The organism is Hydrogenobacter sp. T-2 (genome assembly GCF_033971325.1).
Classification (GTDB): domain Bacteria; phylum Aquificota; class Aquificia; order Aquificales; family Aquificaceae; genus Pampinifervens; species Pampinifervens diazotrophicum.
The window spans coordinates 108,568-131,034 of record NZ_CP117180.1; the positions used below are offsets into that span (position 1 = coordinate 108,568).

Here is a 22,467-nt window from a genome sequence, read left to right on the forward strand (position 1 = left end):
GATGAAGCTCATAACAGCCCTTGACATAGGAACCAGTAAAGTAGTAGCCCTCGTGGGCGAGATGGATAGCTACGGAGATGTTCATATTATTGGCATAGGGGAGAGTCCCTCAAAGGGCATAGACAGGGGATATGTTACGAGGCTTGACCTTGCTGTAAACTCTGTCCTTAGTGCAGTTAAAGAAGCTCAAGAAATGGCTGGTGTAAAGCTCTCAAAAGTTGTGCTGGGTATTTCTGGTCCGACTCTGAAAAGCCAAAACGAGAAGGATACGGTAAGCATATCCTCTCAGTCCGTAGAGATAGACTATACGCACATAGAAAGGTTGATAGAGAGAGCAATAATGCGTTCAAGGGAGGAGGGCTATGAGATAATTAGTGCTATACCAAGAAGGTTTGTTTTGGACGAGCAAGAGGGCGTTATAGACCCAGTGGGACTTCTTGGTTCAAAAATTTCCGCAGAAGTGCATGTGGTGAAGATAGGGACAAGTCTTTTGAAAAATACAGAAAAGGTAGTAACGAATGCTGGCATGGAAATAGTGGGTAGATTTTTGTCTCCTCTTGCTTCAGCGGAAGCGGTGCTTAGCCACGAAGAGAAAGAGGAGGGGGTGCTTATGATGGATATGGGTGCAGGGCTTACCAATTTTGTGGTTTTTTCTGAGGGTTCTATACTTGTTACTGGCTGCATTCCTATGGGCGGTGTTAATATAACAAAGGACATTGCACATTTTATGAAGATAAATATAGAACAGGCTGAAAGAATAAAGATAGAAAATGGTTATGCCTTAGCGGATGCAGTAAACGAGACAGAAAGGATAAAGATAAAGCCCAGGGGTGAAGAAAAGGAAGTTACGGTAAGTAGAAGACAACTCGCTGAGGTTATACAAATAAGACTTGAAGAGATTATGGAAAAGGTGGCGGATTATCTGAACGCTCAGGGAGTAAACTTAGACTCACTTCATGCGGGCGTAGTTATAACAGGTGGTTCTGCAAAGTTGGCAGGCATGCGAGAATTTCTTGAGAGATACTTTGACCTTCCTGTAAGGATAGGCTATCCTATGGGTGTAATAGGTCTAAAGGAAAAGGTGCAAGACCCAGCTTATGCGGTAGCGGTGGGGCTTGTTAAGTTGGCTCACAGGGAGTTTGCTCTTGAAAAGAGAGGAACATTGCAGAAGGGACAGGAGAAAACCACAGAGAATAACTTTAACCTTTCAAGCCTTATAACAAGGTTCAAAGCCTTTTTTAAGGATATAATGTGAACTAAGGAGGAGATGAATGGAGACGTTAAATCCTACCAGAATAAAGGTCTTTGGAGTCGGGGGTGGTGGCTCCAATGCGGTAAACAGGATGTATCTTGAGGGTATAGAGGGTGTGGACCTTTTTGTGATAAACACAGATGTCCAACATCTCGCTTCTCTTGCAGTTCCCAACAAAATACAGATAGGGGAAAAGGTCACAAAAGGTCTGGGTGCTGGTGCAAAGCCAGAGATAGGAGAGCAGGCAGCACTTGAAGATGCGGATAAGATAAGAGAGATCCTAAGAAACACGGACATGCTCTTTATAGCCAGTGGTCTTGGTGGAGGAACGGGGACAGGTGCCGCGCCCATAATTGCAGAGATCGCCAAGGACATGGGTATACTCACGGTGGCAGTGGTTACAAAACCCTTTAACTTTGAAGGACCAAAGAGGATGCAGGTAGCCAATGAAGGTTTGGAAAAGCTTAGGGATGTGGTGGATACCTACATAGTGGTGAACAATCAAAAACTGGTAGAGATGGCGGATAGAAACTTTAGCATAAGGGATGCCTTTAAGATGGTGGATGATGTGCTCTCTAAGGCGGTAATGGGTATAACCAGCATAGTGGTTACTCCAGCTCTTATAAATGTGGACTTTGCGGATGTGAAAACGGTTATGGAAAAGGGTGGTCTGGCTCTTATAGGTATGGGTGAAGGCAAAGGAGACGGAAGGAGAGACTACGCAGTAGAGCAAGCCATAAGCAGTCCTCTGCTCGAAGGAAACAGCATACAGGGGGCGAGGAGACTTCTTGTAACCCTTTGGGTAAGTGAAGATGTACCTTTCAGAGAGGTAGAAGAAACTATAGGCAAGATAAGAGAGACCGCTCATGAGGATGCTCTAATAATCTTTGGTGCTATGCTTGAAAACAGCAAGGAGAACTTTATGAGGGTGGCTGTGGTTGCCACAGATTTTGAAAACGCCCAAAGCCTTGGACAGCTCAAGGTGGTAAAAAAACCTGAGTTCAAAGAACCTATAAAGAAGGCAGTCTCAGAAACCACAATAGAACCCGTCCAGCCAGAAATTGAGGAAATACCAGCCTACCTTAGGAGAAAGAAGAAAATATAAGCATGCAAAGAGTAGACACAAAGGGCGATAAGTCCATCGCCTTTATCCTTGGGCTTGTTTACGGATACAGAAACGCACAGTTTGAACTAAAGGTTTTTGATATCAAAGAGTTTTGCAAAGAAGATCACGCTAAGGATAAGGTTTATTACATAAACAGAAAAAAGGGAGAGGTCTATGAATACTACACGGAGGATACTACGCATATATGTGTTTTAAAAGAGGATAAAGTTAACGGTAAAGTTGTGCTTTTTGTATACAAAAATAAAGTGAAATAAAAGTCTTGAATTAAAATATTCTCAAGCCTATAATACCAAACATGCTTTTAATGATATTCACTCTCCTTATTATTTCCTTATCCAGAGCGGGAGAGCTTGAAGAACTTATAAAACATGCCCTTGAGGATTCACCAATACTAAAAACTTATAAACATATGAAAAGGTCTTCAGAATACAGAGAAGTATACTCAAAGAGCCTTCCAAACCCGTCTATTTCTCTTGGCTTTAACAACATCCCTATAAATAGACCCTATCCAAGCAAGTATGAGCCCATGAGTAGTTTTTCTATAGGAATAAGCCAGATGTATATACTTCCTGTAAAAAGGGAGAGAGAATCTTTTACTGCAAGGATGGAGGGTGAGGTTTTCAAACTTCAGGAGGAGCTGGCGAGAAGAGAGCTTATAAGGGATATAAAGTTGAAATACCTTGAATGGCTATACGCAAAAAAGAAAGAAGACCTTTTAAGGAACATACTTTCTGAGATAAGGTCTATTGAAAAACTTACTGAGGAAAACTACAAGCTCGGCAGGGCGAGCCTCTCTGACCTTCTTTCTCTAAAGGCGGAAGCTCTCAGAGTTGAAAGGGAAATAAAAAATCTGATGGAAGAAAGGAGGCTTATAAAAACGGAAATTGATAGCCTTGTGGGGAAAAATATAGAGCTTAGAGGCGAAGAACCTAAGATTGAAGAGATTGACCTGAAAGAAATTGATGAAGATAAAAGCCCTTACCTAAGAGTAATATGGGCTGAGATGGAAAGGCTTAAGGCTGAGGTGGAAAGGAGGAAGGTGGAATATTTGCCAGACTTAGAGCTTATGGCGGAATACATGATAAGACCGAGGCTTGACAATATGTTCAGTCTCAAGGCGAGCGTGAGCCTTCCTCTTAGAAGGTCTCGAAGGGAGAACCTTATGGTGCTTGAGAAGTTAGAAGACCTCAAGGCAAAGGAGCAAGAGCTGGGGAAGGTAAGACTTCAAGTCAAAAGGGATATAAACTCGCTAAGGATTGAGGAAGAAAGGATAAGGGAGTTGCAATCCTTAACAGAAGAGTTAAGGAGAGAAAAGGAAAGAGAACTCAAAGCCCTTCAGATTTCCTATTCCTTTGGAAAGGCGGACTTTAGGGACATACTCAGGCTCTACAGAGAACTGTGGGAGCTTAGGATGAACCTTATTGAGCTTGAACTTTCTAAAAAAAGTCTATACATAAGGGCGGAGGTTTACCGATGAAGAAGGCACTTTTACTTATATTTTTTGTGAGCTTCTTGATAATACCCATTTTTCTATATCTAAAGAAAAGCTCTGGAGACCACAGACATGAAGTAAATGTGGCTTTGCTTAGCCTTGAGTCAGAGGGGATAAGGCTTACGCTTTATTCAAAGGATGGCACTCTCAGAGTAGGCAAGAACCACCTAACCCTTGAGGTCAGTCCAGAGGGGAAACTCCAGAGCCTTTATTTTTATATGCCACCCATGCCTGGAATGGGTGAGATGAGGGAGGATGCTATTCTTAAGGAGGTTGGAAAGGGAAGGTATGAGGGCACTGTAAACATAAGCATGGCTGGTTCATGGCAGATAGTCGCTCAAGTTGAGGGAAGGCTTCTAAAGAAGGAAGTTTCCATACCTCTTTATGGAGGAGAAGGAAGTGGAACTTCTGCTGAGGATGGCATAAGGATAAGCCCAGAAAAACTTCAGCTGATTGGAGTGCAAACAGAGGAAGTGAGAAAGGTTGACCTTATGGAGAGCTTTAGCACCATTGGGTATGTGTCCTACGACCTTTCAAGGACTTATGAGATTACTCTTAGGTCTGACGCATGGGTCTTAGATACCTTTGGAAGGTTTGAGGGAGAGCTTATAGGAGTAGGCACACCTCTCATGAAGGTCTTGAGTCCAGAGGTAGAGATAGCAAGGGAGGAGCTAAAGCTTGCAAAGGAGATGGGAAAGGGTGAGCTTGAAGGGATTGTAAAGGAAAGGCTTTCTTACCTAAAGGCAGGTGAAGTGATAACCTCTCCTCACTCTGGAGTAATCATAGAAAGAAAGGTTTCACCTGGAGGGTTTGTAAAGGCTGGTGATACCGCATACCTAATAGCGGATATATCAAAGGTATGGGTAATTGCGGAAGTGCCTCAACAATACGCAGGAAGCGTAAAGAGAGGTATGAGGGTTATACTAAGCCCTGTGGGAAGCAATGAAACCTTCTATGGTAGGGTGGAATACATCTTTCCGGAGGCGGATAAGGAAGCAAGAACGCTGAAGGTTAGAATAGACCTTCCAAGAAGAGACTTGAAGATAAATCAACTTCTTGAAGTTTACTTTGAAAAGCCCTTAGGAAACATTCTTGCAGTGCCAGAAAGTGCTGTGGTGGATACGGGAAGAAGGCAGGTGGTCTTTGTGGAAAAGGAGCCAGGGCTCTACGAGCCAAGAAGGGTAAGGCTTGGAAAGAAAGCGGAAGGCTACTATGAGGTGCTTGAGGGTCTTAAAGAAGGTGAGAAGGTGGTGGTCAAGGGAACCTTTCTTTTAGACTCAGAAGCACAACTAAGGGGCTTTTACGGACAGGAGGTAAGAGGTCATGAACACCATCATTGAGCTACTTTTTACCCATAAACCTACCATAGAGGAGGAGAAGGTATATCATCAAAAGGGTCACGAAAAAAAGCCCAAGAAAATACAGAAAAACATCCATAAGAAAAATTATAAGGAGGTTCTGCCATGAAAAAATCCATGTCTTTGCTACTTGCCCTTAGCTTTTGTGCCTTTGCTTCTGAAATAACCGCCTACTATAGCCCAAGTTGTGGCTGTTGCAGTAAATATTTTTCAAAGCTGGAAAGAGATGGCTTTAAGGTCAAAAGGGTAGAGGTAAGCCCAGAAAGGCTTATGGAAATTAAAAGTCAACTTTCCGTTCCACCACAGCTCAGGTCATGCCACACAATGGTTTACGAAGGTAGGTTCATAGAAGGTCATGTGCCTCCAGAGGGTATAAAAAGGGTCTTAAGGGACAAAAACCTGAGAGGTGTAGCTTCTACTCATGGCAAAGCCAGTGCTATAGGAGATTACGAAAAACAGTATGAAATTGTAAGGAGGTAGAGACATGAAGAAGTTTTTGCTGTCAGCTACTTTGAAGTGAAAAGGCAGATGGAGTAAATACTAAAATGATAGGAGGTCAAGCCATGAAAGTTTTGGTTCTTTTACTTTTCATCTTAAACCTTTCCGCCTTTTCACAGCCTAAGGAACCGCCAAAGGGTGAAAGGTGTGTAGTCTGCGGTATGGATGTCAACATTGACCCAAAACTAACATCGCAGGTAAAGCTCAAGGATGGGTCATACAAGTATGCAGAGTCTCCTAAGCACATAATTAGATACTACTTGGATAACAAAGATAAGGTGGCAGAGCTTTGGGTAAAGGACTATAAAAGTGGCAGATGGATAGAAGGCACAAGAGCCTTTTATGTTCCTATAAAAGAAGGACCTATGGGTTATGACCTTGTGCCTTTTAGAAGCAGGATTGACGCTCAGGAGTTTGCCAAAAGTCCAAGGTCTGCAAAAAACAGAGTTTATCAATTTAGGGAGATAGATAGGACTTTCCTTGAGCATCTTGACACTGGACATGTTCATTAAGGATGTTAAATGAGTAGATTTGTAGAGCTCCTGCTGAAATACAGATTGGCAATTCTAATACTCATCGCCTTTATCTTAGTATACGGCTTTTATGCAATAAGGAAAACTCCCATAGACGCACTTCCTGACCTAACAGATACACAGGTAATCCTTTACTCCGAGTGGATGGGGCAATCTCCGCAGGTCATTGAAAACCAGCTCACTTATCCCCTTAGCTCCGCCATGCTGGGGCTTCCAAGGGTGAAGGCGGTAAGAGGCTACTCGGTGCCTAACTACTCGCTTGTGTATGTGATATTTGAAGATGGCACAGACCTCTATTGGGCTCGCTCAAGGGTTCTTGAAAAGCTGTCCTCCATAAGAAGTCAGCTACCATATCAGGCAAGGGTAGAACTTGGTCCTGATGCCACTGGTCTTGGCTGGATATATCAGTATGTGGTCTACTCGGAAAAAAGAAGTCTCGATGAGCTTTGGAGTTTGCAGAACTTCTACATAAAGTATGCCCTCCTTTCAGTGCCTAATGTGGCGGAGGTAGCCAGTGTAGGCGGTTTTGAAAGAGAATACAGAGTTACCCTAAAGCCTGAGCTTCTCACATACTACGGGCTCTCTCTACAAGATGTAGCAAAAGCGGTAGCAGGCTCTAATCTTGAAACAGGTGGTAAGTATTTAGAGCTAAATGGAAGGGAATTTATCATAAGGGCAGGGGGTTATGTGCGGGAAAAGGAGGATATAGAAAGGGCTGTTATAAAGGAAGTGGGAGGCATACCCATAAGGGTGGGGGACGTGGCTAAGGTGGTGGAAACTCCAGCCTTTAGGATGGGGACTGCGGACTACAACGGGATGGGTAATGTGGTGGGTGGCATAGTGGTAATGCGATATGGTGCGGATGCCTACAAAACCATACAGGAAGTTAAAGAAAAGCTAAAAGATATAAAAAGAGGACTACCAGAGGATGTAAATATAGTCCCAGTTTACGACCGGTCAGAGCTAATAGAGAGTGCGATAAAGCACCTTTGGAGAGTTCTCATTGAAGAGTCCGTTGTGGTAGTTCTTGTTATAGCGGTCTTCCTTCTAAACCTACCCCTTAGCTTTGCGGTGGTGGTCTTTTTGGTGATTTCCCTTCTTGGAACTTTTATACTCATGAACCACATGGGCGTCAATTCTAACATTATGTCCCTTGGTGGAATAGCCATAGCCATCGGGACTATGGTGGATGCGGGTATAGTGCTTGTGGAAGCCTTTTCAAGAAAGAGAGAAGAGGGCAAGGCTTTAAAGACAGCCATAGTTGAATCTGTCTCTGAGGTAGGGAAACCCATATTCTTTGCTTTGCTTGTAGTTGCGGTTTCCTTTGTCCCTATGTTAGCTCTAAAGGGTCAGGCGGGAAGGCTCTTTGAACCTCTTGTGATAACAAAAACCTTAGCCATGCTCGTGGCTTCTTTTCTCACTATTCTACTCTTTCCTGTCTTTCTTTATTACCTTGGGCGGTGGAAGGTTTTACCCGAAGAAAAAAACCCAGTGGTAAGGCTCCTCATAAGACTTTATACACCCCTTTTCCATCTCTCTATTAGGCTTAGGTATGCTCTTTTAATAGTTGCCCTTCTTTCAATACCAGCCACTTATCTGCTCTACAAAAACATAGGCAGGGAGTTTATGCCAGACCTAAGAGAGGGCACACTTCTTTATATGCCCATAACCGCACCGGGCATTTCCATACAAGAAGCTCAAAGGCTACTAATTCTTCAGGACAGGATAATAAAGAGCTTTCCCGAAGTGGAAAGCGTCTTTGGTAAGGTAGGAAGGGCAAACACCGCCACAGACCCAGCTCCCCTCTCTATGGTAGAGACCACCATAGTGCTAAAGCCTCAAAGCCAGTGGAGAGAGGGAATGACCTACGAAAGGCTTATATCTGAGCTTGATAAGGCTCTTCAGTTTCCTGGAGTAGTGAACAGCTGGACTATGCCCATAAAGGGTAGGATAGATATGATAACCACAGGCATAAGGACGCCCCTTGGTATAAAAGTCTACGGGAAAGACATTGATGAGCTTTCAAGACTTCTTGAGGAGCTGGAAAATGCCCTTCAAGGCATGGAAGGCGTTATGAGCCTCTATGCGGAAAGACTAAGCGGTGCCACATACATAGAGATAATTCCCCTCAGAGACAAGCTCGGCTTGTATGGGCTTAGCCTTGAAGAGCTAACCTCTGCGGTGGAAACCCTCTTAGCCAATAGTCCAGTGTCTGTCTATGTATCTGGCAGAGAAAGATACAACATAACCCTTGGAGTCCCAAGGGACTACAGAGAAAACCTTGAAAGCCTCGTCCTACCCTTAAAGGATAAACTCATTCCCCTTAAGGCGGTCGCAGAGCTCAGAAAGGTTGAAGGTCCTATGGAAATAAAGTCGGAGAAGGGCTTGCTGGTAGCCTATATTTACATATCACCAAAACCCGGTTCAGACCTTTTAAAGATAATAGAGGAAGGCAATAGACGAATACAAGAAAGCGTAAGCTTGCCTGCAGGCTACTATTACGAATGGAGCGGTCAGTTTGAATACTACAAAAAGGCTATGGAAGACCTCAAGGTAATAATTCCTCTTGTGCTTTTGAGCATAGTGCTTCTGGTCTATCTAAGTCTTGGAAGGCTCTTTGAAACCCTCTTGGTTCTCTTCATACTACCCTCTTCCCTATTTGGTGGCTTTTTTCTTATGTATCTTCTTGACTACAAACTGTCTGTGGCTTCCATAGCAGGCTTTCTGGCACTTCTTGGCATATCCGCAGAGATGGGTATAGTAATGGTAGTCTATATAATGAAAGCTCTTGAAGAAGACAAAGGGAAGAACCTCTACCAAGCCATATACGAAGGTGCGGTAAAGAGGATTAGACCAAAGAGTATGACCATGCTTACTATAGTAGCCGGCTTGCTACCAGCGGTATATCTTCAGGGAACGGGTGCGGAGGTGATATCACGCATAGCCCTTCCCATGCTTGGAGGCGTTATATCCTCCTTCTTCACTGCTCTTTTTATAGTGCCAGCACTGTATACTTTTAAAAGATGAAAGGTAAGGACTTTCTCGCACTCAATGTGGGTTTTAACCTTCTTGGTGGGATAATTGCTGGTCTTTTAGTGGGCTATGCCTTTGACAAGTGGCTTATGGAGAGCCTCTTTGGGCTAAAAACCTTTCCCTTCGGAATGCTCTTTTTCTTCTTTGTAGGCATAATCTCAGGCTTTAGGAATGCTTACAGGGATTTGAAAAGAATTGAATGAGCCTTTCTTTGACTTGTGTAGGTATGGAGCATATCTTCCCTCCCTTTACGGTGCAGTGCTTTGTGCTACCCTTTGCCTTTATCGTTTCTGAAGACCTAAGAAGGTATTGAAAAGAAAAGGTAAAGCGGTCTAAATGTGAAAGCGTGATCTCAATCTCAAACTCCTCATCATAACGCAAAGGTTTTATAAAGTCGCAGTTTGCAGAAAGCAAGACCACATCTATGCCTTCCTCTCTTAGCTTTGAGTAAGGATAGCCCAAAGACCTCAGGAGCTCTCCTCGTGCTTCTTCAAAGTATCTAAAGTGGTTAGAGTGGTGCACTATCCCTTGGGCGTCTGTTTCGTAAAACTGAACCCTTCTGCGGTATATAAACACAAAGATATTTTATCCAAACCTTCCTGTTATGTAGTCTTCTGTGAGTTTCTTCTCAGGCTTTGTGAAAATCTTCTCTGTGGGTCCAAACTCCACAAGCTCTCCAAGATACATAAAGGCAGTGTAGTCCGATATCCTCGCAGCCTGTTGCATGTTATGGGTCACTATCACTATGGTAACCCTCTGCTTTAGCTCCACTATAAGGTCCTCTATTTTGGCGGTGGATATTGGGTCAAGGGCTGAGGTGGGCTCGTCAAAGAGAAGGACTTCGGGCTCTACCGCTATGGCTCTGGCTATACAAAGCCTTTGCTGTTGACCTCCAGAAAGGGAATAGGCGTTTGTATGAAGCCTATCCTTTACTTCATCCCAGAGAGCTGAACCTACAAGAGCCTTTTCTACCGCTTCGTCAAGTAGCTTTTTGTTCTTTATACCCCTTATCTTAAGACCATAAGCGACGTTTTCGTATATGCTCTTGGGAAAAGGGTTAGGCTTCTGGAAAACCATACCTATACGCATTCTAACCCTTAGTGGGTCTGTCTTTGAGTCTACAAGGTTCACACCGTCAGGATGTATTATTATCTCACCCTCATAACGAGCTCCCGGATATAGGTCGTGCATACGGTTAAAGGCTCTCAGAAGGGTAGTTTTGCCACAGCCAGAGGGTCCTATTATGGCAGTTACTTTCTTTTCATATATGGGAAAGTTTATGTTCTTTAGAGCGTGAAAACTACCGTAGTAGAAGTTAAAGTTTTTCGCTTCAAGTTTAACCTTAGCTGGTCCTGCACTTTGCACCGCTTTCCGCTCCTCTAACATTTTAGCAGGATTTACCATTGGTATTTCCTCCTTACTTTAAACCTTAAATAGAAGGCTATGGAGTTCATTAAAAGGGCTATCACAAGCAGGATAAAGCCTGCGGCAGCTGCGTTGGTGTGAAAGGCAGCCTGAGGTCTTGAAACCCAGTTGAACATTTGTATGGGTAAAACCGTAAAGGGAGACTTAAGCATTCCAATGAAGTCTTCCCAAGGTGCTGGTGGCAGGAAGGCTATAAAGGTTAGAGCTCCTATGGTTATGAGTGGTGCGGTCTCTCCTATAGCCCTTGAAGCTGCGATTATAAGCCCAGTGAGTATTCCACCAATTGAGTAGGGCAGTATATGGTGGAAAAGGGTTTCCCATCTTGTAGCTCCTAAGGCGTAGGCGGCTTCCCTTATGGAACGCGGAATTCTCCTAATAGACTCTCTTGTGGAGACCACCACAACGGGTAACATGAGAAGACCAAGAGTAAGACCTGCGGTAAGTATGCTTTCTCCGAACTCAAACCTGTATACGAATATTCCTAAAGCTAATAGACCGTATACTATAGAAGGCACTGCGGCGAGGTTTGATATGTTTGCCTCTATTATTCTTGCTATCTTTCCCTTACCTCCATACTCCTCAAGGTATATGCCCGCTGGAATGCCTATAAGGACAGCCCAAAAGATTGCCCCTGCCATGACTAAAACCGTTCCAACCCAAGCGGAGAGTATTCCCGCCTGGTCTGGAAACCTTGAGGGAAAAGAGGTGTAGAAGTTAGGGTCTTTTATTCTCACCCATCCGTCAATGAGAAGGTCTACAGCTATAGCAAAGAGGAAGAGTAGAACCAGAAAGGTTGCAATAAGTCCAAGTATTTCAAAAAGCTTATCCCTCTTCTTTACGCCCTTTGTGTAGCCTTCTATGTCAAACTCTTTTAGCCTTGTCTCTAACTCTCCTCTAACTTCGATACCCTGTTCCATCTTAATACCCCACTGTTTTGGATTTTAAGTAAACCGCTATGGAGTTTAGTATCAGGGTTATACCAAAGAGCATAAAGCCTGCAGCAAATATGGATAGATACTCAAAAGAGCCAAAGGGCAAGTCTCCAAGAGCTACTTGAACTATGTATCCTGTTATAGTCTGAACTGGCTCAAGAGGGTTAGCGGTTATTTGAGGATACATACCAGCTGCTACTGCCACCACCATAGTTTCACCTATCGCCCTCGAAAACCCAAGAAGGTACGCGGAAAGCACTCCGGACTTTGCAGCAGGAAGAACTACAAACAGAGCGGTTCTGAGCTTAGAAGCTCCAAGGGAATAGGATGCCTCCCTTAGGTATTGGGGGACACCCTTAAAGGCGTCCTCTATCATGGATGCGGTGTAGGGAAGTATCATTATACCTATGACTATGCCAGGGGATAGGGCATTCATACCTTCCACGTATATACCGAAGGGCGCAAGAAGTTTGCTAAGTATGGGGGTGACGAACAATAGGGCAAAGTAACCATAAACCACTGTGGGAACTGCCTCAAGAAAGTCAAGCCAGGGCTTTACCGTTTCTCTAACCTTCCAACTTGCGTATTCGCTCAAGTATATGGCTACTACTATCCCAAGAGGAATAGAAATCAACATTGATATAAAAGCAATAATAAAGGTACCGTTAACCAAAGGCCATATACCTATCTGCTTATAGTAGAATGTGGGAGTCCATTGAGTTTCCGTAAAGAACCTTATAAGTGAAGTGGGAAAGCCACCCCCTTCGGGGTGGGTGAAGAACCTTACGGTGTCTACCAACAAAACCCAGACTATGGCAAAGGTTATGAAGATGGACACAGCCCCCATAAGCATCAAGAAAAGATACAGGGCTATGTCTATTGACTTTTTAACTCCTATGGAGAGTGTCATTGCTTGGCTTCCCTCTTAAGAAGTTCATCTATGGTAAGACCAACCTCTGGCTCACCACCAAAGACGGTGCCGAGCACTCTCTTGTTGAACCTTTCTTCTGCCATCTTGTAAGCCCTGTCAGGAAGGGCTATGTATCCCACTTGTCTGGCTATCTTGCCTGCGTTTTTGAGATAAAACTCTACAAACTCTCTTACCTCAGGTCTTTCTTGCACAGCCTTTGCGTTTACATATATAAAGAGTGGTCTGGAGAGGGGTTGGTATGTGCCGTTTTGGACTGTTTGGTATGTGGGTGCTACACACTGACCAGTCTTAGGGTTTCTTATCTGTATAGCCTTTACCTTACCCTTGTTTTCTTCCACATAGGCAAGTCCAAAGTAGCAGAGAGCACCCCTTTCTCTTTGGGCAAACTGCACAAGCACATTGTCGTCTTCAGATGCAAGGTAGTCACCTCTTGAAGACTTTGCCTTACCCACTATTGCTTCGGTAAAGTAGTCAAAGGTTCCAGAGTCAGAACCAGGTCCACAGAGCTTTATTTCCTGTCTGGGCCAATTGGGGTCAAGGTCTGACCACATCATCCTTTTGCCCTGAGATTCAGGCTTCCATACTTCTTTGAGCTGATCTACTGTCATGCAGGTTGCCCAGTTGTTTCTTGGGTTTACAACCACCGCAAGACCGTCGTAGGCTACAGGAAGTTCAATATACTGAACGCCGTTCCTTCTGCACTCTTCCATTTCCCTTGCAAGTATGGGTCTTGAGGCGTTGGATATGTCCGTTTCGCCTCTGCAGAACTTCTTAAAGCCACCACCTGTGCCAGATATACCCACGGTGACCTTTACCGCACCCCTCTTTGCCTTTTGGAACTCTTCCGCTACACCCTCTGTTAAGGGATAAACGGTGGAAGAACCGTCAACCCTGATTATCTGCTGTGCCTTTGCGGGCACGGACAAGAGAGCCAAAGCTCCCATTGAGAGGACAGCACTTTTTAGCATCCTCTTTCTCATTTTACCACCTCCTTAAGGATTTTGCTATAAGTTTACAGGTTAATTGTTAAGATTTCGTTAAGAAACTCCACCAATAGCACGCTTCCTCTGTAGGACTTTGCCTTTTTCTTCAGTTGTGCGGACCTCTTGGATACATCGAGAGGGTCCTTAGACCCCTTTAAAAGAACCGCAGAGACTGAAGCCACCGGAAACTCCTTAAGCTCATCATCCCTGCCTCTTGCAAGATAGTAGCCTCTTTCTCTATCCTCGGGACTATAAAACTCAAGAAGCTTTTCCTGAATTTCTCTTATTAGTCCCAGAAGCTTTTCCTTTGCGGTTTCCAAACTCATATCCCACAGAAGAATTACAAAGTCATCACCCCCTATATGACCTACGAATACACGATCTGTGTTTAACCTGCGCAAGTCTTCCAATAGAAAACCAACCCTCTTTATCATCTGGTCTCCAGCATAGAAGCCGTAGGCATCATTAAAAGCCTTAAAGTTATCAAGGTCCATGTAGCAAACCCAAAACTCTTCTTTAGAGCCGAGCTCTTTTATCTTCTCTTCTATAAGCCTGTTGCCAGGAAGATAGGTAAGGGGGTTTACATCCGCAAGCTCTTTTGCAAGGGTTCTATAAAAGTAGTCAAGAAGGTTGTTTCGCTCAACAACCTTTATATGGTCGCTCTCTTCCAAGAGGAACAGCTGGTATTTTGAATTTATTATAAGGTCAAAGAGGTTTTTCGTATCTGCCTTCTCTGGTCTAAGTATGGGAAGGCTTTGAAAACTCAAGAAAAGGTCTTTTTCTTTTTCTATGACCTCTATTAGGTCTTTGTAGTGATAAAGGTTTCTTTTTTTTGTGTCTACTTGGCTTTTGAGCCTCCAGAGGTCTACCATGTATCTATCTTCTCCTACCTGTAAAATTACATACCTATCTACACTATTCTCCACACTTTCCATGAAAATGTGAAACTTTTCCGTAGGCTGAAACCTTAGGCTATTAAGTCTTCTACCATTTAGGCAATTGCCATTGCATATCTTAGCTAATTTTACATTGGGTGTAAAATCTCTTGCCTTGGAGGCTGTAAGAGGCTCTGAAAAGTAAAAGCCCTGGACAAGTTGAACACTAAAGTCGTGGTATATGGTCATAAGGTCTTCTTCCTTTTCCAGTCCTTCGTATATGGGTTTTGCGCCTATGTTTGTGCATACTTCAGAAAGAACTTTTATAAGGTTGTATTTTATCTTGCTTTTCGAGACACCGTCCACCAATTCTCTGGGTATTTTTACATAATCCAAGAGACCTTCAAGCTCCAAAAGCTGGTTTATGGAGTTAAAGCCCGTGCCTATGTCATCTATGGCTATTCCGAAACCAAGTTCTCTGTAGTATTTTATAGCCTTTTGGAGAAGGCTCATATCCTGTACCCTGACCGCCTCATTAAGCTCAAGAACCACCCTTGAGGGGCTAAGACCTGCATTTGAGAGATATGAAAGCGTATGCCCCTTTCCTATGTATTCGGAAACCAAATAATCAGGGAACACGTTGATGAATAAATACCCTTTCATACCTGAAAAACTTTCTATAGCCAACTTCCTGCACATGAGGTCAAGCTCTGGTAGAAAGCCAATGTTCTCAGCCATTTTGAATACTTTGATAGGCTTTACTGGAACATTTTCCAATCTAAATCTACTCAAAGCCTCATAGGCAAATACATCAGACTCCACAAGGTCCACAATTGGCTGGTAATAGGGTTCTATGCTTAGCTGTGAAAGAAACTCCCTTTTTGCGTAGGTTTTTAGCTCATTCTGAAGCATCTCTTAGCCTTTTATGAAGATGCATATTGGCCCTTGACCTAACCACGGGATAGCGGTGTTTGGCAAGCTCTCTGAGAAGCCTCACTGCTTCTGGCGAGCTCATCCTTGAGAGGGCATCCGCTATCTCCATAAGGATTATAGGATCTGTTTCTCTGTTTATCATAATTTCAAGGTGGGGCAAAGCCATCTCTAAGTCCTTCCTGCCTACGGTATATATGACGTTCTTTTTCATATCCTTGACGGGATGTTCCAAAGCCATGATGAGTTTGTATTCGTAAGGAAGCTCATGAAATTCTGTGAGGTCATAAGCACAGTTGGGGCAGACCTTGTCATCCTTTGAAACCACGCTCCAGCAAGCGGGACAAAAGTATAGAATTGGATGGTCTGGGTCGTATTTTACAACCTTGAGCTTGTTTTTTTCTTCTATGATAGAAAGCACATCAATGGGTTCTAAGTTGGTATTTCCAAAGGATACCACATAAAGCTCGTAGAAGGGTGAATCCTTCTCAAAACCTTCTGAGTAGACCTCCTCTTCCTGCATGAGGACCTTATAGCCATATTTTTCTGCGGAGACGCTTACGAGCAGAAGTGTGGAGTTTAAGGCTCTTAAGGGGACTGCCTGATATTCTTCGTAAACACCTGCAAGCTCTGGCTCAAGAATCATTAAAGACAATAGCTCCTCAGAAAGCTCGTAAACTCTCAATATGCATGTATCTTTACTTAGGTCTTCAATGAGGGTTTTGAGGGCGTCCAAACCCTTTAGACCTGCATAGTCCACATAAAGCACAAATCCCTTTTGGAGAAGCACTATACCTTTTATGAGTTTTACCCTGTTTTCCACCACCATGTAACCTGTTACCTCAAAGTCTATGAGCTTTTTGAAAAACTCCCTTATGTTGAAGTTTATACTTTCAAGGTTTATCCAAAGAGGTCTGTCGCTGTAGAGGGGTATTCTATGTCTTTCATACATTCCGAAGGCATGTATAAGGAAGTTCTCTGTAGCTTGATAGAAACTTATAAGCTCAAAATCCTCAGGCAGTTCTCCATAGGGCTTTCCCTCAAGCACAGGCAAGAAGCCAAGGTCTTGTAGCTTTTGCACCATAAAATAACCGCTTTTGAGAGAGCTTCTAACAGACTCCAAGAGCCAAGAGAGGTTTAGCATATCCCTATGAAAGGGCCCATATAGAGGCTTGAGCCTAAGGCTTTGGTCAGCCAGCAGTAGCTTTTGCATTCAAAGCCTCCTTAAGGACTGCCCTGAAGGTCTCCGCCACACCCATGCCCGCTGTAGCAACCGCTTCCACAATGGGAAGGTTGCCAAAAGCCACCATTACCTCTTCTGGACTTAGCTTTCCTATGTCTCGTTTATTTAGCTGAAGCACCATTGGCACACCGTTTAGTCCGTATTCTTTGACTTCTTCATAAGCCCTAAGGTTTTCCTCAAGGCTTCTTGTGGAGTCCAGCACAAGCACCAGCCCGTTCACATAGCCAAATATCCATTTCCTAAGAATCTTAAACCTCTCTTGACCTGGGGTGGTAAAAACCTCCACACTTAATTCCTTTCCTCCTGACTTTGTCTTTATCTTGAGAGATAGTATGTCAAGGTATACTGTCCTGCCTTCAGAGGTCTGCTGATGGATTCTGTCTAAAACATAATTGGAATATATCTCACGCAGTTTTTCAAGGTTTGTGGTCTTTCCCGCCATACCAAGCCCGTGGTATAGGATGCGTAATGTCATAGAGCCAGGTCCTCAAACCTTACTACCCTGTTTTCACCTCTTGCGAGGGCGTTTTCCAAAAGTGTGGTCAACTCCCTTGATAGCTTTTCCTTAAAGAGCTTTACACTTCCCAGGGGGACCTTATGATTAAACACCGAGGCTAACATAAACTTGTGGCTTAACATATGCACATACATATTCTTTTCCTGTCCTGAGAAAAACATGCTTCTCTTTGAAGAAATAATGTTTTCAAGCTGGTCTACCGCACCCACCACCGCAGCACCGATAAGGGCAACTCTCTGAGCAACAGACTTGTAAGTGTCTACAAAGGGAGCAAAGCTCACAAGCCTTCCTCCGTCATCCATAAGCACCACAAGGTCTAAAAGCAGGGAGTTCTTAAAGTCCTGAAGTTTCTTGCTTATTTCCTCCAACTCCTGTTCCTTGAGGCTGTAACCAATAAGGTCCATCTTCTTCACCTCCAAAAGTGAATTGACAGCGACCCTCCACCTCACCCACTCCCTTTAGCTTTCCAATCCCTATAAAGTTAGCAATGCCGTCTATATATCCCTTGCAAAAGGAACATACTATAGATTGCGTAGGCTTTAGCTCGGGGATATCCCAAAGGGGACAAGCGGAGACCTCGATAACCGCCTTACCATCGGGCAGGTTTATACTGTTTAAGTTTAACTGTCTTTCCCTTGCATACCTCCTGCCTATGTGGTTCATAAGAATATGTCCAGATTGGTCAAAGGCATAGCTCACAGCCCGTTCTACCGCCAAAAGAGCATTGCGGTTCTTTAACTCATCCACTAACCTGCTAAAGGTTTTGTAAGCTCTTTCACCACCCACTTCCGCAATACCCTGAGCCAAAGCTCTCAAAAGCTCTTCTTCCTCAATAAACCACATGGCTCACCTCCTAAGGGAGAAATATAACGAGTTTGTGTTAAGAATTTGTTAAGGAGAGACCTATGAGATAAATTCTTATACTATGCAGGAGCTTATCTTTGAGAAAGGTATAAAGCATACCGCGCACGGACTTAACTTTTATATGACCTACTTTGACGATATTGCAAGGGTTCTACCGAGGGAAGCCTACTGTTTTATAGTGGGTGGTTGGGTAAGAGATAGGTTTCTGGGTGAGCCTGTGGGATACCATATAGATGTAGACCTTTTGGTAACCTGCGACCCAAGAGAAACCGCCAAAAAGCTCGCAGAGAGGATAGGTGGCTCTTACTTTGAATTTGAGAAAAAGGGACTGCTTAGGAGACCTACCATAGCGACAGTGGTTCTGAGACTTCCACCCTACAAGTATCGTTTTGACTTTGCTCAGATAAAGGGTAGAGACTTAGAAAAGGCTCTGGTGGAAGACCTGCTTTCAAGGGACTTTACCGCCAACGCTATGGCGGTTAGCATAGATGATGTGCTTAGCATAGGTGCAAAGCAAACCCTAATCTACGACCCAGCTCATGGCGTAGAGGACTTAGAGCAGGGGCTTTTGAGACCTGTTTCTTTCAAAAACCTTGAGGAAGACCCAGTAAGGATACTACGGGGCTTTCGCCTTGCGGTAGAAAAGGGGCTTGAGCTTACCGAAGATTTTTACGAGTTTGTAAAGAAAAAGAAGCATCTTGTAAAGAAGGCACCAGCCGAGAGGATAAATCTTGAGCTTTTCAAAATCCTTAGACATCCTAAAAGCTATAGGGTGCTCAAAGACCTATACGCACATGGAGTTTTGCAGGAGCTTTTCCCAGACACAGACCGTTGGAAGGAGATAAGAGACCAGGGGGAGCATCACATATACCCTCTTGAAGAGCATGTCTTTAGGGTGCTTGAAGCCCTTGAAGGGGTTATACAGGAGAGGGACATATACCTGCCTGCGGAGCTTTTGGAAAACTTTGGGGAAATGGAAGTGCATGGTGAGTTCTCTGACATTGAGCTACTTAAACTTTCCGCACTCTTTCATGACATTGCCAAGCCTCATACCTTTGAGGTGAGAGAAGGTAAGATAACCTTTTACAACCACGATAAGCTGGGTGCGGAGCTGGTAAGGGGCTATGGCAAAGCCTACAAATGGGGTGAGCTAGCAACAGAGTTTGTGGCAAGGCTTGTGAGAGAGCACCTAAGACCCTTCTACCTGAGGGAGTCCCTCTCTAAAGGACAGCTTACGGACAGAGGAAGGGCGAACTTTTGGAGAGAGTGTGGAGACATAGCAGGTCATCTCTTTTTGCATGCCATTGCGGACGCTATAGGTAGTGGTGACCAAGAGGTGGAGATAAAGAAACTTCTTGAGACTATACATGACTTGGTGAGCTTTAAAAGAGAAAAACTTTCAAAAGTCTCAATAGAAGCCCTGCTTGATGGAAGGGAGATAATGCAGACCCTTGGTATAGCTCAGGGTCCTCTTGTGGGAAAGCTCAAGAAAGCTCTTGAGGAAGCACAGTTGGAGGGTAAGGTAAAGACCAAAGAGGAAGCCCTTGAGTTTATAAAGGCTTACTATAAAAGCCTAAAAGAAGAAGCATAGCCTTGTGGATAAGAAGAGGTTCGTATATGCCAAGCTCCTCGAAGAGCCATCCGTCGCCACCAGTTAGCACAAGACTAAGGCTCTTGCCATAGGCTTTTTGCCATTCTCTCAAACATCCCTCAAGGAAATAAAAATACTGCTTATAAAACCCACCGAGAATTGCAGTCTCTGTATCTTTACCTATGGTGGCTATGGTCTTTTTTAACTCTAACTTTGGAATTAACTCCGCCCTTTGAGAAAGGCATTCAAGCCCAGTGCCCACACCAAGAGTTATAAAGCCACCTTGAAATACACCATCTATCGCCAAGTCTAAGACTACCGCAGTGCCAAAGCTGGCTACCACTACGTCCTTTGAAAAGAGCTGGACCGCTCCGTAAAGGTTGAGCAATCTGTCTATGCCCACTCTCTCCTTTCCCTCAAAGGCACTTTGAAGTGGCACATCCTCCGCCCTTATAAACCTCGCATGGGGGTATTTTTCAAGGATGATATTGTTCGCTGAGGGTTTAACAGAGGACACGAGCACAAGGTCTGCACTCAAGAGTGGCACGTCCTTATGGCTGTGTTTACCCACATACTTCAAAGAACCCTCAAAGAGGCACACGTCCACTGAGGTATTTCCCACATCAAGGGTTAAAACTCTCACATCTTGCACCCTCTTTGGAGGCTCGGAGCGTTATATACCTTGAGTTTATACCCTCCTCTTTGAAGGCTTGAACCATGGCAGAGCCCACCTTTTCCGCCTCGTCAATACACAGACTTGCCACAGAAGGACCCGCACCGCTCAGAAAGACCGCCAAAGCACCAGCCTCGTAAGCCTTCTGGAGCACTTTCCAAAAGCCTGGTATTAGCTCAGACCTGTAGGGTTGATGAAGTTTGTCCTTAACTGCCTCTTTCAAAAGTTCAAAGCTCCTCGTAAGAATTGCACCCACAAAAAGAGCAGACCTTTGCAGGTTAAAGACCGCATCCTTTAAAGAGACCTCTTTTCTTAGCACCTCCCTTGCCCTCTGGGTGGAAAGCTCAAAGTCTGGCACACATACCACCACCTTTAGCTCCTCTGGGAAGTCAAGCCTTAGAAACCTAACACCCTCCTCAGAGCTTGCACAGACCACAAAGCCACCAAGAAAGGCAGGAAGCAGGTTGTCCGGATGTGGCTCAAACTCAAAAGCAACCCTTAGCTTTTCCTCAAGACTTAGACTAATGCCATGTAAAGACTCGCAGGCTAAGATGCCACCCACTATGGCAGTGGCAGAAGAGCCAAGCCCTCTTGCGGTAGGGACTCGGTTTACCTGCCTGAGTTTAAAAGGCTTTTCCTCAAGAGCAAACACCTCACAGACTCTTTTGTAAACTCTTACAAACAGATTGCTCTCGTCTTTTGGCAGACTTACACCCTCACCCTCTATATCTATCGTATATACCTTAGAAGGCTCTATATAGAACTCGTTGTATAGGCTGAGGGCAAGACCAAAGGCATCAAAACCAGAACCAAAGTTGCTGGTGCTTGCAGGGACAAGAAGGCGTAGCATGAGAAAGATTATAATCCTATACCTGAAGTGTTAGGGTCAAAGATTAAGTGTAAACATTTTCACATATTTGTCAACAATTTTACCTACATTGCAAAACAGAGGAACGGCAGAAAGTCTTAATTATCAGGCTTTTATTTAGCTTCTCCTTATGGCACCTTTTTTGCAAAAGAGTATTCATGGCTTTTGTAAACAACTTGAAACCTACGAAAGGTATGTGCTATTTTTACGGAGGAGAGGCATAGCATGGTAGACGTGAGATTTTACATGGCTCAGCACGAGCTTTATATCAAGAGGCTAAAAAGGGCTATAGAGTCAAGAGGAGATTTCGCCCACAAGGAGTGTTGTAGGGATACAAAGGAAAACTGCTGTGCCTTTGGTCAAACCTTTTATAGGGATATAATGCCAAACCTTGAGGATTTTCCAGAGCCAATAAGAGAGGTTATATTGCAGGTAGAAAAAGTCCACTGCGAATTCCATGAAATAGGCAAGCAAATAGACACCGAAAACCCAGACGAAGCCCTTGTTAAAGAGATGCAGGATACTTCCTTAACCCTTTATCAGCTTTTGATGAGGTTGGAACGCATGCTTATTGGGGTTAAAAAAGTTTAACATGCTTAACCAAATCTTAACAATTATCTTCTATAATCTTCTGCAATGATTGAGTATGTATCTCTCAGAAAAGGTGAGGCAAGGCTCTACTTTTCAAGCACTGCGGAAAGGGAGCTTTTTCTCCGTGGCATGAACGGGGTGGAGGGGGTTGAGGGGGTGGAATACAAGGAAAATACAAGGACGCTTCTGATTAGGTTCAAAGAGGGTAGTTTTGCCCACTATCTTATAGAAAATCTTAAACGCGAAAAGGACTATCAAAGATTGGAGGGTGAGGATGTAAACTTCTACCTTCAGCCTTTCCTCAAGCATCCAGTGATAAAGCTCGCCTTTAGCACCGCACTGCTTGGCTGGAAGGTAGGCTTGATTTCCTTTGCGGTTTGCAGTATGTTTTTAACTCCATACCTTAAAAGTAATCTCTAAGGAGGTAAGGCATGTTTAATGTGAGTATTCCAAGCACCATAGGTGGATGCCTTTCCACCAACATGATGTTGTACGGTTTTGGTGCCCTTGCGGGGCTCGTGGTCCTTAGTAGGCTCATGAGGGATGCAAGACCTTTTCTTGTGTCTACTACTAAGGAGGTTATAGCCTTTCAGCAGTGGCTCAGCGGAAACCTTGAAGAGGGCAAAGAGTTCTGGGAGGACGTGGTCTCTGAAGCCAAGCACCTCTATAGGCTTGAGGTGGAGAAAAAGTTAGAAATTCTCCAAAAACAGCAGGAGATACTACAAAGAATAAAAGAAAGACTGTGAGGAGGT

General features: G+C 44.1%; 26 protein-coding genes. 14 read left to right on the plus strand and 12 right to left on the minus strand.

Annotated elements, in window-relative coordinates; genetic code table 11:
- Position 1 precedes the first annotated feature (1 nt).
- The 10 genes from ftsA to IAE16_RS00690 all read left to right on the plus strand — a co-directional run bounded on the left by ftsA (position 2) and on the right by IAE16_RS00690 (position 9,495).
- Positions 2–1,255 carry a cell division protein FtsA gene (gene ftsA, locus IAE16_RS00645; RefSeq protein WP_323700772.1) on the plus strand — a complete coding sequence of 418 codons (1,254 nt, stop codon included), beginning with the start codon at positions 2–4 and terminating at the stop codon, positions 1,253–1,255.
- Positions 1,256–1,271: 16 nt separating this feature from the next.
- Positions 1,272–2,357 carry a cell division protein FtsZ gene (gene ftsZ, locus IAE16_RS00650; RefSeq protein ID WP_323700773.1) on the plus strand — a complete coding sequence of 362 codons (1,086 nt, stop codon included), beginning with the start codon at positions 1,272–1,274 and terminating at the stop codon, positions 2,355–2,357.
- Positions 2,358–2,359: 2 nt separating this feature from the next.
- Complete coding sequence (locus IAE16_RS00655; protein WP_323700774.1) at positions 2,360–2,632, plus strand: hypothetical protein; 273 nt, start codon at positions 2,360–2,362, stop codon at positions 2,630–2,632.
- Between the two features lie 50 nt (positions 2,633–2,682).
- Positions 2,683–3,855 (plus strand): TolC family protein, encoded by a 1,173-nt coding sequence (locus IAE16_RS00660; protein WP_323700775.1) that lies wholly within the window; start codon positions 2,683–2,685, stop codon positions 3,853–3,855.
- Positions 3,852–5,210, plus strand: a complete 1,359-nt coding sequence (locus IAE16_RS00665) for an efflux RND transporter periplasmic adaptor subunit (protein WP_323700776.1) — start codon at positions 3,852–3,854, stop codon at positions 5,208–5,210. The genes IAE16_RS00660 and IAE16_RS00665 overlap by 4 nt, the downstream gene beginning before the upstream one ends.
- Positions 5,194–5,337, plus strand: a complete 144-nt coding sequence (locus IAE16_RS00670) for a hypothetical protein (RefSeq protein ID WP_323700777.1) — start codon at positions 5,194–5,196, stop codon at positions 5,335–5,337. The genes IAE16_RS00665 and IAE16_RS00670 overlap by 17 nt, the downstream gene beginning before the upstream one ends.
- The gene (locus IAE16_RS00675; protein ID WP_323700778.1) at positions 5,334–5,708 is read left to right on the plus strand and encodes a DUF411 domain-containing protein; all 375 of its coding nucleotides are present in this window, start codon (positions 5,334–5,336) and stop codon (positions 5,706–5,708) included. Before IAE16_RS00670 ends, IAE16_RS00675 begins: the two co-directional genes overlap by 4 nt.
- An 83-nt stretch (positions 5,709–5,791) precedes the next feature.
- Positions 5,792–6,238 (plus strand): nitrous oxide reductase accessory protein NosL, encoded by a 447-nt coding sequence (locus IAE16_RS00680; RefSeq protein ID WP_323700779.1) that lies wholly within the window; start codon positions 5,792–5,794, stop codon positions 6,236–6,238.
- 9 nt (positions 6,239–6,247) lie between these two features.
- Positions 6,248–9,286 (plus strand): efflux RND transporter permease subunit, encoded by a 3,039-nt coding sequence (locus IAE16_RS00685; protein WP_323700780.1) that lies wholly within the window; start codon positions 6,248–6,250, stop codon positions 9,284–9,286.
- Positions 9,283–9,495, plus strand: coding sequence for an AtpZ/AtpI family protein (locus tag IAE16_RS00690; RefSeq protein ID WP_323700781.1), 213 nt, complete (start codon positions 9,283–9,285; stop codon positions 9,493–9,495). Before IAE16_RS00685 ends, IAE16_RS00690 begins: the two co-directional genes overlap by 4 nt.
- Here IAE16_RS00690 and IAE16_RS00695 read toward each other — a convergent pair.
- Genes IAE16_RS00695 through IAE16_RS00740 form a run of 10 tightly spaced genes read right to left on the minus strand, consistent with a single transcriptional unit; the run spans position 9,458 to position 17,971 of the window.
- The gene (locus IAE16_RS00695; protein WP_323700782.1) at positions 9,458–9,868 is read right to left on the minus strand and encodes an acyl-CoA thioesterase; all 411 of its coding nucleotides are present in this window, start codon (positions 9,866–9,868) and stop codon (positions 9,458–9,460) included. The genes IAE16_RS00690 and IAE16_RS00695 overlap by 38 nt on opposite strands.
- 9 nt (positions 9,869–9,877) lie before the next feature.
- Positions 9,878–10,678, minus strand: coding sequence for a phosphate ABC transporter ATP-binding protein PstB (gene pstB / locus IAE16_RS00700; protein ID WP_323701651.1), 801 nt, complete (start codon positions 10,676–10,678; stop codon positions 9,878–9,880).
- An 11-nt stretch (positions 10,679–10,689) separates the two neighbouring features.
- Positions 10,690–11,634 (minus strand): phosphate ABC transporter permease PstA, encoded by a 945-nt coding sequence (gene pstA / locus IAE16_RS00705; RefSeq protein ID WP_323700783.1) that lies wholly within the window; start codon positions 11,632–11,634, stop codon positions 10,690–10,692.
- A 1-nt stretch (position 11,635) separates the two neighbouring features.
- Positions 11,636–12,559 (minus strand): phosphate ABC transporter permease subunit PstC, encoded by a 924-nt coding sequence (gene pstC / locus IAE16_RS00710; protein WP_323700784.1) that lies wholly within the window; start codon positions 12,557–12,559, stop codon positions 11,636–11,638.
- Entirely contained in the window at positions 12,556–13,560 is a 1,005-nt protein-coding gene (locus IAE16_RS00715; RefSeq protein ID WP_323700785.1) for a PstS family phosphate ABC transporter substrate-binding protein, read from the minus strand. The genes pstC and IAE16_RS00715 overlap by 4 nt, the downstream gene beginning before the upstream one ends.
- A gap of 32 nt (positions 13,561–13,592) precedes the next feature.
- Complete coding sequence (locus IAE16_RS00720) at positions 13,593–15,350, minus strand: GGDEF domain-containing protein (protein WP_323700786.1); 1,758 nt, start codon at positions 15,348–15,350, stop codon at positions 13,593–13,595.
- Positions 15,337–16,581 (minus strand): HEAT repeat domain-containing protein, encoded by a 1,245-nt coding sequence (locus IAE16_RS00725; RefSeq protein WP_323700787.1) that lies wholly within the window; start codon positions 16,579–16,581, stop codon positions 15,337–15,339. Before IAE16_RS00725 ends, IAE16_RS00720 begins: the two co-directional genes overlap by 14 nt.
- A complete protein-coding gene (locus tag IAE16_RS00730) occupies positions 16,559–17,086 on the minus strand; it encodes a GTP-binding protein (RefSeq protein ID WP_323700788.1) in 528 nt (175 codons plus the stop codon). The genes IAE16_RS00725 and IAE16_RS00730 overlap by 23 nt, the downstream gene beginning before the upstream one ends.
- Positions 17,083–17,532 (minus strand): hypothetical protein, encoded by a 450-nt coding sequence (locus IAE16_RS00735; RefSeq protein ID WP_323700789.1) that lies wholly within the window; start codon positions 17,530–17,532, stop codon positions 17,083–17,085. Before IAE16_RS00735 ends, IAE16_RS00730 begins: the two co-directional genes overlap by 4 nt.
- Positions 17,462–17,971 (minus strand): hypothetical protein, encoded by a 510-nt coding sequence (locus tag IAE16_RS00740; protein ID WP_323700790.1) that lies wholly within the window; start codon positions 17,969–17,971, stop codon positions 17,462–17,464. Before IAE16_RS00740 ends, IAE16_RS00735 begins: the two co-directional genes overlap by 71 nt.
- Positions 17,972–18,053: 82 nt before the next feature.
- Here IAE16_RS00740 and IAE16_RS00745 point away from each other — a divergent pair, with 82 nt between their 5' ends.
- Positions 18,054–19,583 carry an HDIG domain-containing metalloprotein gene (locus IAE16_RS00745; protein WP_323700791.1) on the plus strand — a complete coding sequence of 510 codons (1,530 nt, stop codon included), beginning with the start codon at positions 18,054–18,056 and terminating at the stop codon, positions 19,581–19,583.
- On the opposite strand, the gene IAE16_RS00750 is transcribed toward IAE16_RS00745, so the two are convergent.
- Together IAE16_RS00750 and thrB are read right to left on the minus strand one after the other, a co-directional pair.
- Positions 19,543–20,226 carry a type III pantothenate kinase gene (locus IAE16_RS00750; protein WP_323700792.1) on the minus strand — a complete coding sequence of 228 codons (684 nt, stop codon included), beginning with the start codon at positions 20,224–20,226 and terminating at the stop codon, positions 19,543–19,545. The genes IAE16_RS00745 and IAE16_RS00750 overlap by 41 nt on opposite strands.
- Positions 20,207–21,106, minus strand: a complete 900-nt coding sequence (gene thrB, locus IAE16_RS00755) for a homoserine kinase (RefSeq protein ID WP_323700793.1) — start codon at positions 21,104–21,106, stop codon at positions 20,207–20,209. The genes IAE16_RS00750 and thrB overlap by 20 nt, the downstream gene beginning before the upstream one ends.
- 243 nt (positions 21,107–21,349) lie before the next feature.
- Here thrB and IAE16_RS00760 point away from each other — a divergent pair, with 243 nt between their 5' ends.
- Genes IAE16_RS00760 through IAE16_RS00770 form a run of 3 tightly spaced genes read left to right on the plus strand, consistent with a single transcriptional unit; the run spans position 21,350 to position 22,461 of the window.
- Positions 21,350–21,715: a CZB domain-containing protein gene (locus IAE16_RS00760; RefSeq protein WP_323700794.1), complete on the plus strand. Its 366-nt coding sequence runs from the start codon at positions 21,350–21,352 to the stop codon at positions 21,713–21,715.
- A 45-nt stretch (positions 21,716–21,760) separates the two neighbouring features.
- Complete coding sequence (locus IAE16_RS00765) at positions 21,761–22,135, plus strand: hypothetical protein (RefSeq protein ID WP_323700795.1); 375 nt, start codon at positions 21,761–21,763, stop codon at positions 22,133–22,135.
- An 11-nt stretch (positions 22,136–22,146) separates the two neighbouring features.
- Positions 22,147–22,461, plus strand: a complete 315-nt coding sequence (locus tag IAE16_RS00770; protein ID WP_323700796.1) for a hypothetical protein — start codon at positions 22,147–22,149, stop codon at positions 22,459–22,461.
- Positions 22,462–22,467 lie beyond the last annotated feature (6 nt).